We start from the raw sequence: 14,431 nt of genomic DNA on the forward strand, positions 1-14,431 counted from the left end.
ATATGAAAAATGACTATCTTTCTAAGTGGAGACTATTCGTTACATCGTATTTACCATTGTATCTATGGCTATTATTAAGTAATATCAATTATAATAATTTGAATTTATCAAATTTACTTAAATTGAATTTTAGTAATAAAAGTATGCGTTTGATTTTATGTATTTTAATTTGTATTTCTTTAAATGAAATTTTTCATCTTTTTAGACTAAACGGCTCTGAAAAAATTAAATTACCTAAAAATATTGAACTATCACCTGAAAGTGATAGCTCAATGAATTATATAATTACTTACTTCACTCCACTACTGTCTTTTAATATGAACGATTATAAATCAGTAACAATGAATTTACTTCTATTTTTGTTAATTGGTTTAATGTATGTAGGAAGTAGCGCTACATATTTAAATCCTGTATTAGGTATTTTTGGACTCAAAATTTTCGGAGTTTCTAATTTGCCCAATGCACATCATATTATCTCAAATTTATCATTTGATGAATTTGAAACGGTCAAAAATCGTGGGGATTTTGTAATCCGTTACAGATTAGGAGATGGCATTTATATAGTGAAAAACATGATTCAGACTGATAATGATGATCGTCAATCTCTTTAGGGTTGATGATCATTTTTAAAATATATTCTAAATTTAATTAAACTTTACTAAAAAATTCAGGAATAGAAATTTAAATTTGAAAAAATATGGTTCACTTTATAAAAAAAACGGTTTTTGTCAAAACTACCCATTTCCCCAATCCCCATTTTTCTGCTATACTAATCTATAACTAATTATCCCAAACTAAAGGTGTTGATCCCAATTTGAAAGCTTCAGAAACGTTTTTAAATAGTTTTAATCGGGTTGAGAAGTGGCTGCGAGAAGCGCTTGGGAATCCTAAAAATATTGGCTTTAGTGAGATGGTTCGCCGTTTGAGTCGCAATCGTGATTCACAGGTGAAGATTTTTCAAGATGATTTGCTGCAACTAGCGCAATTGCGCAATGCGATTGTTCATGAAAAAATTGGTGATGATTTTGTGATTGCTGAGCCAAATGAGTGGGCGGTAGCGCGGATTCAAGAGATTGAACATGAATTAACCATGCCAGAAAAAGTGCTTCCTCGCTTCAAGAAAAAAGTCACTGGTTTTGAGCGGGAGCTGCCTTTAATGAAGTTAATGGAAATCATTGCTAAAAAGCGCTATTCGCAATTTCCTTTGTATAATAAAGGGAAATTTCAAGGACTGATTACTTTAAGAGGCATTGGTTTTTGGCTAGCGACTGAAGCAACTGAAAAAGGTTATGTTGATTTACATCATCATAAAGCTTGTGATTTGATTTTTTCAAATGGGAAAACAGCAAATTATCAATTTGTTTCGGCGGATACTTTTGTTTTTCAAGTGGAGAAAATGTTTAAAGAAATCAGCACTTTGGAAGCTGTTTTGATTACTGATGACGGCAATCCTGATGGAAATTTATTAGGGATTATTCGCCCGAAAGATGTTTAGTTTAAAAATGGAAATTTATTGAATACATAAAGTGGGAAAATCAGCTTTTATGTTTTTGAGAGAGGAAATAGTTATTCATGTTAATTGTTTATTTATTATTGAGTGCTTTAATTGTGGTTGGTGATCAGTTGGTGAAATGGTGGACTGTCAGCAATTTAGCATTAGGAGAATCACAAAGCTTTATTCCTAAAGTTTTATCCCTAACTTATGTCCGCAATACCGGTTCTGCCTGGAGTATGTTTGAGGGACAAATGTGGTTTTTCTACATCATTACCATTGTGATTGTGCCCGTAGCGGTTTATTTTTTAGTGAAAAATTTACATAATAGTAAATGGCTGACTTTGGGGATTAGTTTGGCGCTGGGTGGTGCTTTAGGGAATTTTATTGATCGTTTACGCTTAGGTTATGTGGTAGATATGTTTGCGACAGATTTTATTTCATTTCCAGTGTTTAATGTGGCGGATTGTGCTTTAGTTGTAGGCATGGGCATGATTTTTATTTATTTACTTTTAGAAGATAGACTGGAGCGTAAAAATGCAAAAAATTGAGTTAACAATTAGCGATGAAAGTGGTCGTTTGGATAAAGTTTTAGCTGAAAGTTTAAAGGAGCATACCCGTTCACAAATTCAGCAATGGCTAAAAGACGGTTTAGTGTCTGTTAATCAACAAGTCGCTAAAGCCAATTATAAAGTCAAATGTGATGATAAAATCACTGTTCAGCTACCTGAACCCGAAGTTTTAACGGTGGAAGCAGAAGATATTCCTTTAGAGATTATCTATCAAGATGCCGATGTGGTGGTGGTGAATAAACCACAAGGAATGGTAGTGCATCCGTCAGCGGGGCATAGTCATGGTACGTTGGTTAATGCCTTACTATATCATGTAAAAGACTTATCAACGATTAATGATGTGGTGCGACCTGGAATTGTTCATCGCATTGATAAAGACACTTCTGGCTTATTAATGGTTGCCAAAAATGATAAGGCTCATGAATCTTTAGCCAAACAATTAAAAGATAAAACCTCTTTAAGAAAATATACCGCTTTAGTTCACGGTGAAATTCCTCATGAAAAAGGCCGGATTGAAGCGCCGATTGGTCGTTCAAAAGTCAACCGTAAATCGCAAGCAGTCGTTGACGGTGGTAAACCAGCTGTTACTCATTTTACTGTTTTAGAGCAGTTTAAAGATTTTACTTTAGTAGAGTTACAACTGGAAACAGGGCGGACTCATCAAATTCGCGTGCATATGCAATATATTGGTTATCCAGTGGCTGGCGACCCTTTATATGGACCGAAAAAGACTTTAGCAGGAAATGGTCAGTTTTTACACGCTCAAATGCTAGGTTTTAAACATCCTACAACTGGAGAAGAAATGGTCTTTGAAGTACCAATTCCCGAAGTTTTTGAAAAAACTTTAAATTTATTACGAGAAAATGATTGATTTTTTATAACAAACAGGTTATAGTTTTACCTAAGGAAAATTGAATAAGCTCCTTTAAAGATTAGTCCCGTGAGGCTAAGAAGGAAATAGGTAATGAGTATGCTAGGTGCGCCTAGGCAGAAATTTATCTACATCAGTGTAAACAGAGAAACTGTATATTCCTCCTACTCGACTCGGGTAGGAGTTTTTTTTTGTACTAAAAAAAGCGAAGTAATTTGGTCAAATTGCACAGCTATATTACATAAAATTTGGGAGGCAAAGCATGAAAACAAAAGAGGTTATTGATAACGTAACAATGAAACGCGCGTTAACACGGATTACTTATGAAGTTATTGAACGCAATCACGAGATTAATGAAGTTGTTTTAATCGGAATTAAAACACGGGGGATTTACATTGCACAACGGATTGCGGAGCGCTTGAAACAACTGGAGCAAGTGGAAGTGCCGGTTGGCGAGTTGGATATCACCCTTTATCGGGATGATGTTAAGGAAGAGTTGCTAGCAGAACCTGAACTGCATTCTTCAAACGTACCTTTTTCTGTTGAAGGAAAAGAAGTGATTTTAGTGGATGATGTTTTGTTCACCGGTAGAACGATTCGGGCAGCGATGGATGCGATTATGGATTGCGGCCGACCACGGAAAATTTCCTTAGCAGTTTTAGTAGATCGCGGTCATCGGGAATTACCGATTCGCGCAGATTATGTTGGGAAAAACATTCCAACTTCAATGTCAGAAAAAATTGTGGTTGAGATGGAAGAATTAGACGGTGCCGACCGGATTCTAATTGGTAAAGAAGACTAAAAATTGTTGTTGAAAGCTAGGTAAAAAAGACTGGAGGAGCCAAGAAGATGATTACGCAAACTGAAAAAATTAGTTTAAAACATTTGTTAACGGTGGAAGCTTTAACGGATCAAGAAGTATTAGGCTTAGTTCGTCGGGGTAAAGAATTTAAAGAAGGTGCTGTCTGGATGCCAAAAAACAGACAATACTTTGCTTCGAATCTTTTCTTTGAAAATAGTACGAGAACTCATAAAAGTTTTGATGTTGCCGAAAGAAAACTTGGTTTAGAAGTGATTGAATTTGACAGTTCAACTAGTTCGGTTCAAAAAGGTGAAACCTTGTATGACACAGTTTTAACGCTTTCTGCTTTAGGGATTGATATCGCGGTAATTCGTCACGGAGATGAAAATTATTACGATGAATTGATTCAAAGTAAAACTATTCAATGTTCAATCGTTAACGGTGGTGACGGTAGTGGTCAGCATCCAAGTCAATGTTTACTAGATTTAATGACTATTTATGAAGAGTTTGGTCACTTCACAGGCTTGAAAGTCGCAATCGTAGGGGATATCACGCATTCTCGGGTAGCAAAATCAAATATGCAAATGTTAAAACGCTTGGGAGCTGAAGTTTATTTCTCAGGTCCTAGAAAATGGTATGACGAAGATTTTGAAGTTTACGGACACTATTTACCAATTGATGAGTTAGTAGAAATGGTAGACGTGATGATGTTATTACGCGTGCAACACGAACGTCATGACGGTGGCGAAAGTTTTTCAAAAGAAGAATATCACGAAAAATATGGTTTAACTTTGGCAAGAGAAGCTCGTATGAAGAAAGATGCTATTATCATGCATCCAGCGCCAGTTAATCGCGACGTAGAAATCGCTGATTCATTAGTAGAAAGCTTGAAATCACGAATCGTTGAACAAATGACCAATGGCGTTTTCGTCCGCATGGCAATTTTAGAAGCCATTTTAAACGGAAAAGCGTAGAGCGTTGTTAAAAATAATAGGGGGTAGCGGCAATTATGAAAACACTGATTAAAAACGGGAAAATTGTCATAAAAGATAATGAATGCACCAAAGCAGCAATTTGGATTGAAGATGGTGTGATTAAAGCCATTGGTACAGATTTTGATGAAATTCAATTTGATGAAGTTTATGATGCCCAAAACCAATTAATTACGCCTGGTTTAGTGGATGTTCATGTTCACTTAAGAGAACCTGGCTTCACATATAAAGAAACGATTGCCTCTGGTTCAAAAGCGGCAGCGCGGGGTGGCTTCACTACAGTTTGTGCCATGCCTAACTTAAATCCGGTACCTGATACTGTAGAAAAATTCCAAATGGTTCAGGACATTATCAAAAAAGATGCAGTGGTTAAAGTTTTACAATATGCACCGATTACGGAAGATTTAAGAAGTGATGTTTTAACCGACCAAGTAGGTTTAAAAGCTGCAGGAGCTTTTGCGTTCACCAATGACGGTGTGGGGGTGCAAACCGCTGGCACGATGTATTTAGCCATGAAAGAAGCGGCGGCTAACAATATGGCTTTAGTAGCTCATACAGAAGATGAATCATTATTATTCGGCGGCGTGATGCACAAAGGAGAAGTTTCTGAAAAATTAGGTTTGCCAGGAATTTTAAGTGCCACGGAAGCTTCACAAATTGCGCGGGATTTACTTTTAGCAGAAGAAACTAGCTGTCATTATCATGTCTGCCACGTTTCTACCAAAGAAAGTGTGCGAGTGATTCGTGATGCCAAAAGAGCTGGCGTTCATGTAACCGCAGAAGTTTCTCCCCACCATTTAATTTTGATTGATGAAGATATCCCTGAAGATAATGGTTTTTGGAAGATGAATCCGCCGTTGAGAGGCAGAGCAGATCGGGAAGCCTTAATTGAAGGTTTACTTGACGGCACGCTTGACTGTATCGCCACTGACCATGCGCCTCATGGCTTAGATGAAAAAAATCAAACTTTCTTAAAAGCACCGTTTGGAATCGTTGGTAGTGAAACAGCTTTTCAATTGATTTACACGCATTTTGTAGAAACTGGTAAATTCACTTTAGAGCAAGTGATTAACTGGATGGCGATTAAACCGGCTGAAATTTTCGGCTTAGCGGTAGGAACTTTAAATGTAGGTACACCAGCTGATATCGCTGTTTTTGACTTAGAAAAAAACGAAGCGATTGACGATCAACAATTTGCTTCAATGGCTGTCAATACACCCTTTGTCGGTTGGAAAGTCAAAGGCAACCCAATCTACACTTTCGTAGATGGCAAACTAGTTTATCAAAAGGATGGGAATAAATGAAGCGTTTATTAGTACTTGAAGATGGCACTTGCTTTGAAGGCAAAGCATTTGGTGCAGATGTCAATGTATTTGGCGAAGTTGTCTTTACAACTAGTATGACAGGTTATCAAGAAACAATTACTGACCAAAGTTTTAATGGACAAATCATTACTTTTACTTATCCGATGGTGGGGAATTACGGCATCAATCGTGATGATTACGAATCAATTGCCCCAACTTGTAAAGGCGTGGTGGTGAAAGAGCATGCTCGCTTATCAAGTAATTGGCGGAATCAAATGACTTTAGATGAATTTTTAAAACGTAAAGGGATTCCGGGGATTTCTGGTATTGATACTCGTGCTTTAACCCGAAAAATTAGGGAATTTGGTACCATGAAAGCCAGCTTAGTTAACGCTGGGGATGATTTTAATCATATTTTTGATCAGTTAAAAGCGACTGTTTTACCAACTAATCAAGTGGAGCAAGTTTCCACTACCAAACCATACCCCAGCCCAGGAATCGGCCGCAACGTTGTCGTTCTTGATTTCGGTTTAAAACACAGTATTTTACGGGAGTTATCTAAACGGGAATGTAATTTAACCGTGATGCCTTACAATACTGATGCGCAGACGATTTTAGATTTATCGCCAGATGGCGTGATGTTAACCAACGGCCCTGGTGATCCGAAAGATGTGCCGGAAGCGATTGAAATGATTAAAGAAATTCAAGGAAAAGTTCCGATTTTCGGAATTTGTTTAGGGCATCAATTGTTTGCCTTAGCCAATGGCGCCGATACTTATAAAATGAAATTCGGTCATCGTGGCTTAAATCATCCGGTAAAAGAAATTGCAACTGGAAGAATTGACTTTACTTCTCAAAACCATGGCTATGCGGTTGATGAAAAAACTATTAGCAATACAGAATTAATGGTTACCCATGTGGAAGTAAATGACGGCACAGTAGAAGGGGTTAGACATCGTCATTATCCAGCTTTTACGGTGCAATTTCACCCAGATGCGGCTCCGGGACCACATGATGCTTTACACTTATTTGATGAATTTATGGAAATGATGGATGCATGGAAGGAGCAAAACTAGCGTGCCAAAAAGAACGGATATCAAAAAAATTATGGTTATCGGCTCTGGTCCGATTATTATTGGTCAAGCAGCTGAGTTTGATTACGCAGGAACACAAGCTTGCCTTGCTTTAAAAGAAGAAGGTTATGAAGTTGTTTTAGTAAACTCCAACCCTGCAACAATTATGACTGATAAAGAAATCGCTCATAAAGTTTATATTGAACCGATTACTTTAGAGTTCGTTTCAAGAATTTTGCGAAAAGAGCGTCCTGATGCTTTATTACCAACTTTAGGTGGTCAAACCGGATTGAATATGGCGATGGAATTAGCTGATTCTGGTATTTTAGACGAGTTAAATGTTGAACTATTAGGAACCAATCTTTCAGCGATTGACCAAGCTGAAGACCGTGATTTATTTAAACAGTTGATGGAAGATTTAAATCAACCAATCCCTGAATCTGAAATTGTTAATACAGTAGAAGAAGCCATGGTTTTTGCAGAAAAAATTGGCTATCCAGTAATCGTTCGTCCCGCTTTTACTTTAGGAGGTACGGGTGGCGGTATGTGTGATAATGCCGAAGAATTAGCTGTTATTGCTGAAAATGGTTTGAAACTTTCACCAGCAACCCAATGTTTAATTGAAAAAAGTATTGCTGGTTTTAAAGAAATTGAATATGAAGTGATGCGAGATTCTGCCGATAATGCGATTGTGGTTTGTAATATGGAAAATTTTGATCCAGTGGGAATTCATACTGGTGATTCCATTGTTTTTGCTCCAAGTCAAACTTTATCAGATGCAGAATATCAATTGTTGCGAGATGCTTCCTTATCAATTATTCGGGCATTGAAAATTGAAGGTGGCTGTAACGTGCAGTTAGCGTTAGATCCTCACAGTTTTAATTATTATGTAATTGAAGTGAATCCACGGGTTTCTCGCTCTTCAGCGTTAGCTAGTAAAGCAACTGGCTATCCAATTGCAAAATTAGCTGCTAAAATTGCTGTCGGTTTAACTTTAGATGAAATGAAAAACCCAGTAACAGAAACGACTTACGCGGAATTTGAACCGGCTTTAGACTATGTGGTTGCCAAAATCCCCCGCTGGCCTTTTGATAAATTTGAAAAAGGTGAACGCCGTTTAGGTACTCAAATGAAAGCTACAGGGGAAGTCATGGCGATTGGCCGAAATATTGAAGAATCATTGCTAAAAGCAGTACGTTCTTTAGAAATCGGCACCCATCATGTAGAAATTAAAGAGTTTGCTGAAGTTAGCGATGAATTACTAACAGAAAAAATTGTTAAAGCTCAAGATGATCGCTTATTTTACTTAGCAGAAACCTTACGTCGCGGTTATACCATTGAAGAATTAAGCGAATTAACTAAAATTGATTTATTTTTCTTAGATAAATTATTGCATATTATTGAGTTAGAAAAAGAATTAGCCGAAAATGTTGATGATTTAGAAGTGTTAAAAGAAGCCAAGCAAAATGGCTTTACCGACCGCAAGATTGCTGAATTGTGGCAAACAACGGCAGAAAAAATCGTTCAAATGCGTAAAGCACATCAGATTTTACCAGTTTATAAAATGGTAGATACTTGTGCAGCTGAATTTGAATCACAAACGCCTTATTTCTACAGCACTTATGAAATGGAAAATGAGAGTGTTGCATCTGATAAACCGTCTGTTTTAGTTTTAGGTTCAGGACCGATTCGTATTGGGCAAGGGGTGGAGTTTGATTACGCCACCGTTCATTCAGTAAAAGCTATTCAAGCTGCTGGTTATGAAGCAATCATTATGAATAGTAACCCTGAAACAGTTTCTACCGACTTTTCAATTTCAGATAAGCTTTACTTTGAGCCATTAACTTTAGAAGATGTTATGAATGTTATTGATTTGGAGCAGCCGATAGGGGTAATCGTTCAGTTCGGTGGTCAAACCGCGATTAATTTAGCAGAGCCTTTAGTTAAAAATGGTGTAAAAATCTTAGGGACTACTATTGAAGATTTGGACCGCGCAGAAAATCGTGATTTGTTTGAACAAGCTTTAAAAACTTTAGATATCCCACAACCGCCAGGGAATACTGCAACAAGTAAAGAAGAAGCAGTTGTGATTGCGAATGAAATTGGTTATCCAGTATTAGTGCGACCAAGTTATGTTTTAGGCGGTCGTGCTATGGAAATCGTTGAAAATCAAATCGACTTAGAAGATTATATGGTTAATGCTGTTAAAGCATCGCCAGAGCATCCAGTTTTAGTTGACAGCTATTTAGTTGGAAAAGAATGTGAAGTAGATGCCATTTGTGACGGTGAAACGGTCTTAATTCCGGGAATTATGGAGCATATCGAACGAGCTGGGGTTCACTCAGGGGATTCAATGGCGGTTTATCCACCACAAACTCTCTCTGCTGAAATTCAAGCAACAATTGCTGACTACACAAAACGCTTAGCATTAGGCCTAAACTGTATCGGCATGATGAATATCCAGTTTGTAATTAGCGAAAATAAAGTTTATGTGATTGAAGTTAACCCACGAGCAAGTCGGACGGTACCATTTTTAAGTAAAATTACTGGTATTCCGATGGCGCAAGTGGCAACCAAAGCGATTTTAGGTACGCGTTTAACAGATTTAGGTTATCAAGATGGCTTATATCCAGAAAGTCAATCGGTTCATATTAAAGCACCAGTTTTCTCTTTCACTAAGTTGCAAAAAGTCGATACTTACTTAGGCCCAGAAATGAAATCAACCGGTGAAGTAATGGGGACTGATCAAAACTTAGAAAAAGCCTTGTATAAAGCTTTTGAAGCTTCAGGTTTACATTTACCAAGTTATGGCGCAGTATTGTTTACGATTGCGGATGACGCCAAAGATGAAGCGCTAGATTTAGCAAAACGGTTTAATGAAATTGGTTATAGCTTGATTGCGACTGAAGGCACCGCTAAATTCCTTGAAGCTAACGATTTAACCGTTAAACACACGGCTAAAATTTCTGAATCGGCTGAGTTGAATGTGATAGATTTAATTCGCAGTGGCGAAGCCCAACTGGTGATTAACACCATGGATAAAAATCGTAATAATGCTTCAGAGGACGGCTTTAAGATTCGTCGTGAAGCAGTGGAGCACGGGGTACCATTATTTACTTCATTAGATACAGCCAACGCTATCTTAAAAGTTATGGAATCACGAGCTTTTTCAACAAGTGCTATCTAATTAAGATTGACAGCAAGCGTTTTGTCCCTTATGGTGGTAAGCAAGGAAACAATCTTGTTTACCACTGTTCAGGTGGGCAAAAAGATATACATATTAGGTTAAAGGAGTCGTTATGGAAATGAAACAGGAAATGATGGAAATCGTTCAACAACGTCAACTAGCTCCACGAATTTTTGAAATGACTCTAAAAGGTCAGCTGGTGCAAGAAATGCAAAAAGCTGGGCAGTTTATTCATATTCGTGTCCCTAGAGCTGATTTATTATTGCGTCGCCCGATTAGTTTAAATCATGTGGATCATACAACTAGCACTTGCCGCATTATTTATCGTGTCGAAGGCGATGGCACGCAAGTTTTTTCTGAATTAAAAACTGGCGCACAACTTGATGTTATGGGACCTTTAGGAAATGGTTTTACAATTGATAATTTACAAGCAGGAGATGTCGCTTTTATTGTTGGTGGAGGCATTGGGATTCCGCCATTATATGAATTATCTAAACAGCTAATCAAAAAAGGCGTTCGTCCGATTCATTTTCTTGGCTACGCTTCTAAAGAAGTTGCTTACTATCAAGCTGAATTTGATGCTTTGGGAGAAACCCGTTTCGCTACCGATGATGGCACTTTTGGAATTCATGGTAATGTAGGACACTTATTGCAAGCAGCCATTAAAGAAGTACAACCAACTGCGGTTTTTGCTTGTGGTGCTAATGGCATGTTAAAAGCGGTAGAAACAACTTTTCTTGGTCATCAAAACGTTCAATTATCTCTTGAAGCACGGATGGCTTGTGGCATGGGAGCTTGTTATGCCTGTGTTTGTCATTTAAAAGATGATACAACTGGTAGTAAAAGTGTTAAAGTTTGTGACGAAGGTCCAATTTTCCAAGCTGGAAAGGTGGCATTATAATGAAAAATCCTTTAGCTGTAAAAATTCCCGGATTAGATTTGAAAAATCCAATTATGCCAGCCAGTGGTTGTTTTGGCTTTGGTAAAGAATACAGTGATTATTACGATTTAAATCAATTAGGTTCGATTATGATTAAAGCCACTACGCCAGAAGTGCGTTACGGCAATGAAACACCTCGAGTAGCAGAAACACCAAGTGGCATGTTAAATGCGATTGGCCTGCAAAATCCTGGTTTAGAAGTGGTTATGAATGAAATTCTGCCTAGCTTAGAAAAATATGATCAGCTACCGATTATCGCTAATGTTGCGGGTGCTTGTGAAGAAGATTATGTGAAAGTTTGCAGTCGCATTGGTGATGCACCTAATGTTAAAGCGATTGAATTAAATATTTCTTGCCCCAATGTTAAACATGGTGGCATTGCATTTGGTACCAATCCAGATGTGGCTTTTCAATTAACCCAAGCCGTAAAAAAAGTAGCAAGTGTACCAATTTATGTTAAATTATCACCAAATGTTACCGATATCGTGCCGATTGCTGAAGCAATTGAAGCCGGTGGTGCAGATGGTTTTACAATGATTAACACTTTATTAGGAATGCGGATTGATTTAAAAACTCGCAAACCAATTTTAGCGAATCAAACAGGTGGTCTATCAGGTCCGGCCATTAAACCAGTGGCGATTCGCTTAATCAATCAAGTTGCTAGTGTTTCAAAATTACCAATTATCGGTATGGGTGGCGTGCAAACAGTCGATGATGTATTAGAAATGTATATGGCTGGCGCCAGTGCAGTTGCGGTAGGTACGGCTAATTTTACTAATCCTTATATCTGCCCTGAATTAATAGAAAAACTACCAGCGCGCATGGCTGAGTTAGGTATTGAATCATTAGAAACATTAATTAAAGAAGTTCGTGAAGTGCGAGGATAAAAATACATTAAAACGAATTAAGGAGCTATCTAAATGAGTGAAGAACGTCCGATTATTGCGTTAGATTTTGCTAGTCGTCAAGAAATTGAAGCTTTTTTAGCAAATTTTCCAGCTTCAGAAAGCTTATTTGTAAAAGTTGGCATGGAATTATTTTATCAAGAAGGTCCGGAAATTGTTAGATGGTTAAAAGGTTTAGGTCATGATATTTTCTTGGATTTAAAACTGCATGACATTCCTAATACCGTTCATAAAGCTATGATTGGCTTAGCTAAATTAGGTGTAAAAATCACCAATGTTCACGCGGCTGGTGGAATTGAAATGATGAAAGCCGCCCAAGCTGGTTTAGTGAAAGGCGCTCAAGGAGCTGCGGTTCCTGAATTGATTGCCGTTACGCAACTTACTTCAACTAGCGAAGCGGAAATGCAAGCAGATCAGCTGATTCCAGTTTCACTACAAGAAAGTGTATTACACTACGCAAAATGTGCAGAAACTGCTGGTTTAGCTGGCGTTGTCTGTTCAGCTTTAGAGGTTAAAGAAATTCATCAAGCAACCAATCAAAGTTTTGTCTGCTTAACGCCAGGAATTCGTCCGGCCGGTAGTAGTATTGGCGATCAAAAACGTGTGGTTACACCAGCGATGGCGAAAGAAATCGGTTCAACTTATATTGTAATCGGTCGACCAATTACGCAAGCAGAAAATCCTTATCAAGCTTATTGTGAAATTAAAAAAGAATGGAGCGAAAAATAAATGACAGATTTAGCCAAAAATATTGCCCAAGATTTATTAGAAATTGAAGCGGTTTTTTTAAGTCCCAACGAGCCATTTACTTGGGCTAGTGGAATTAAAAGTCCGATTTATTGCGATAATCGCATGACAATGAGCTATCCGAAAATTCGTCGGAACATTGCTCAAGGATTAGCAGATCAAATTAAAGCCACTTATCCTGATGTAGAAGTAATTGCAGGTACAGCAACAGCCGGGATTCCTCATGCTGCTTGGGTAGCGGAAATTCTTGATTTGCCTATGGTTTATATTCGCAGTAAAGCTAAAGATCACGGTAAAGGCAATCAAATCGAAGGCCGCATCACTGAAAATCAAAAAATGGTAATTATTGAAGATTTGATTTCGACAGGCGGGAGTGTTTTAGAAGCGGCAGAAGCAGCTCAAAGAGAAGGTGCCGATGTCTTAGGCGTCGCTGCCATCTTCACTTATGAATTACCGAAAGGCTTAGAAAATTTTGCGGCTAAAAATGTTGATTTAACAACTTTAACTAACTATTCTACATTATTAGAAGTTGCGGTTGCTAAAGATTACATTAAAGAAGCGGATTTAGCTTTATTACAAGAGTGGAAAAAAGATCCAGCTAATTGGTTGAAATAACACTTTAGAAAGAGGGGAGTAAAATGGACTCAGCTTTAAAGCTAAGAATGTTAGTAGATAGTGGCGAAGTTGTAGCAGATCCATCATCCTTTCTATCTGAATCAGAATTAATTAAAAAATTTGCAGATTTAGAAAATTTGACGACACTAGGAAAAATTTTTGCCCTAATAGGTGTGGCAGAAATTCCTTTCAGCTATGAACTGAAATTTGTTCAAGAATTAGTAACATTTATTAATGAAAATGTAGCAACTGAATCTGGTTTTTCAATTACTGGCAAAAAAGAAGGCATTGTTCCGTGCTATAATGCTATGCTGTTAGAAGCTTATATTAGATTGGGCTTAGGAGCAACTAAGCAAGCTAAATCAGCTTTAAAATGGATTACAACTTATCAAGTTTTTGAGCGTAATCAAAAGATAGTGTGGCAATATGATGGTATTTGTAAATATGGTGGCTGTATGAAAAATGTCCCTTGTTACATCGGAATTGGGAAATCAGTCAGAGCCTTTCTTACTTATAAAGAAAAAGTAACCGATGATAATCTTGTAGTTAACGATTTAATACAACAAGGATTAGCATATATGCTAAAACACAAAATGTTTAAAAGACTATCGAGTAATCAGTATAATTAGTTCGCATATATCAGAAACAATGTTTCCACAAAGCTATGCACTTTCACTTACTGATTTATTGTATATTGCTAGTCAAGGAAACTTATTGGCGGAAGAAAATTGTCTGGAACCTTTATCTCTAATTCAACAAAAAAGAACAAAGTCAAACGGTTGGAAAATTGATTATAACTATAAGTATAATGGATATATTGTTTTTAAAAATGGAAGAAAAGATTCAGAATGGTTAACTTATTTTTATAATTGGTCACTTAAAGAAAATAATTAGATAGAGAATATAAAAAAACAGGCAATTTTGCCTGTTT

At 37.3% G+C, this 14,431-nt stretch carries 14 protein-coding genes; all 14 read left to right on the forward strand.

Translation table 11 applies throughout. The features are described 5' to 3' along the window. The first annotated feature begins 2 nt into the window (after positions 1–2). Positions 3–611 (forward strand): hypothetical protein, encoded by a 609-nt coding sequence (locus M2139_RS05205; protein WP_280737758.1) that lies wholly within the window; start codon positions 3–5, stop codon positions 609–611. 203 nt (positions 612–814) lie between these two features. Next, positions 815–1,495, forward strand: coding sequence for a CBS domain-containing protein (locus M2139_RS05210; RefSeq protein ID WP_280737759.1), 681 nt, complete (start codon positions 815–817; stop codon positions 1,493–1,495). Between the two features lie 77 nt (positions 1,496–1,572). Continuing rightward, the gene (gene lspA / locus M2139_RS05215; protein ID WP_280737760.1) at positions 1,573–2,043 is read left to right on the forward strand and encodes a signal peptidase II; all 471 of its coding nucleotides are present in this window, start codon (positions 1,573–1,575) and stop codon (positions 2,041–2,043) included. After that, the gene (locus tag M2139_RS05220) at positions 2,030–2,935 is read left to right on the forward strand and encodes an RluA family pseudouridine synthase (protein ID WP_280737761.1); all 906 of its coding nucleotides are present in this window, start codon (positions 2,030–2,032) and stop codon (positions 2,933–2,935) included. The genes lspA and M2139_RS05220 overlap by 14 nt, the downstream gene beginning before the upstream one ends. A 262-nt stretch (positions 2,936–3,197) precedes the next feature. After that, a complete protein-coding gene (pyrR, locus tag M2139_RS05225; RefSeq protein WP_280737762.1) occupies positions 3,198–3,737 on the forward strand; it encodes a bifunctional pyr operon transcriptional regulator/uracil phosphoribosyltransferase PyrR in 540 nt (179 codons plus the stop codon). A gap of 47 nt (positions 3,738–3,784) precedes the next feature. Next, on the forward strand, positions 3,785–4,711 hold the full coding sequence (locus tag M2139_RS05230) for an aspartate carbamoyltransferase catalytic subunit (protein WP_280737763.1): 927 nt from the start codon (positions 3,785–3,787) through the stop codon (positions 4,709–4,711). A gap of 35 nt (positions 4,712–4,746) precedes the next feature. Continuing rightward, a complete protein-coding gene (locus M2139_RS05235; protein ID WP_280737764.1) occupies positions 4,747–6,033 on the forward strand; it encodes a dihydroorotase in 1,287 nt (428 codons plus the stop codon). Continuing rightward, positions 6,030–7,109, forward strand: a complete 1,080-nt coding sequence (locus tag M2139_RS05240) for a carbamoyl phosphate synthase small subunit (RefSeq protein WP_280737765.1) — start codon at positions 6,030–6,032, stop codon at positions 7,107–7,109. The genes M2139_RS05235 and M2139_RS05240 overlap by 4 nt, the downstream gene beginning before the upstream one ends. Before the next feature lies 1 nt (position 7,110). Further along, entirely contained in the window at positions 7,111–10,293 is a 3,183-nt protein-coding gene (carB, locus tag M2139_RS05245; RefSeq protein WP_280737766.1) for a carbamoyl-phosphate synthase large subunit, read from the forward strand. A 118-nt stretch (positions 10,294–10,411) separates the two neighbouring features. After that, positions 10,412–11,194: a dihydroorotate dehydrogenase electron transfer subunit gene (locus M2139_RS05250; RefSeq protein ID WP_280737822.1), complete on the forward strand. Its 783-nt coding sequence runs from the start codon at positions 10,412–10,414 to the stop codon at positions 11,192–11,194. After that, positions 11,191–12,120 carry a dihydroorotate dehydrogenase gene (locus M2139_RS05255; protein WP_280737823.1) on the forward strand — a complete coding sequence of 310 codons (930 nt, stop codon included), beginning with the start codon at positions 11,191–11,193 and terminating at the stop codon, positions 12,118–12,120. Before M2139_RS05250 ends, M2139_RS05255 begins: the two co-directional genes overlap by 4 nt. A gap of 33 nt (positions 12,121–12,153) precedes the next feature. Further along, entirely contained in the window at positions 12,154–12,867 is a 714-nt protein-coding gene (gene pyrF, locus M2139_RS05260) for an orotidine-5'-phosphate decarboxylase (RefSeq protein WP_280737767.1), read from the forward strand. Then, a complete protein-coding gene (gene pyrE, locus M2139_RS05265; protein WP_280737768.1) occupies positions 12,868–13,500 on the forward strand; it encodes an orotate phosphoribosyltransferase in 633 nt (210 codons plus the stop codon). It begins immediately after the preceding gene. 23 nt (positions 13,501–13,523) lie between these two features. After that, positions 13,524–14,129: a hypothetical protein gene (locus M2139_RS05270; RefSeq protein WP_280737769.1), complete on the forward strand. Its 606-nt coding sequence runs from the start codon at positions 13,524–13,526 to the stop codon at positions 14,127–14,129. Positions 14,130–14,431 lie beyond the last annotated feature (302 nt).

The sequence above is a fragment of the Enterococcus sp. PF1-24 genome (genome assembly GCF_029893325.1).
Lineage (GTDB): Bacteria > Bacillota > Bacilli > Lactobacillales > Enterococcaceae > HY326.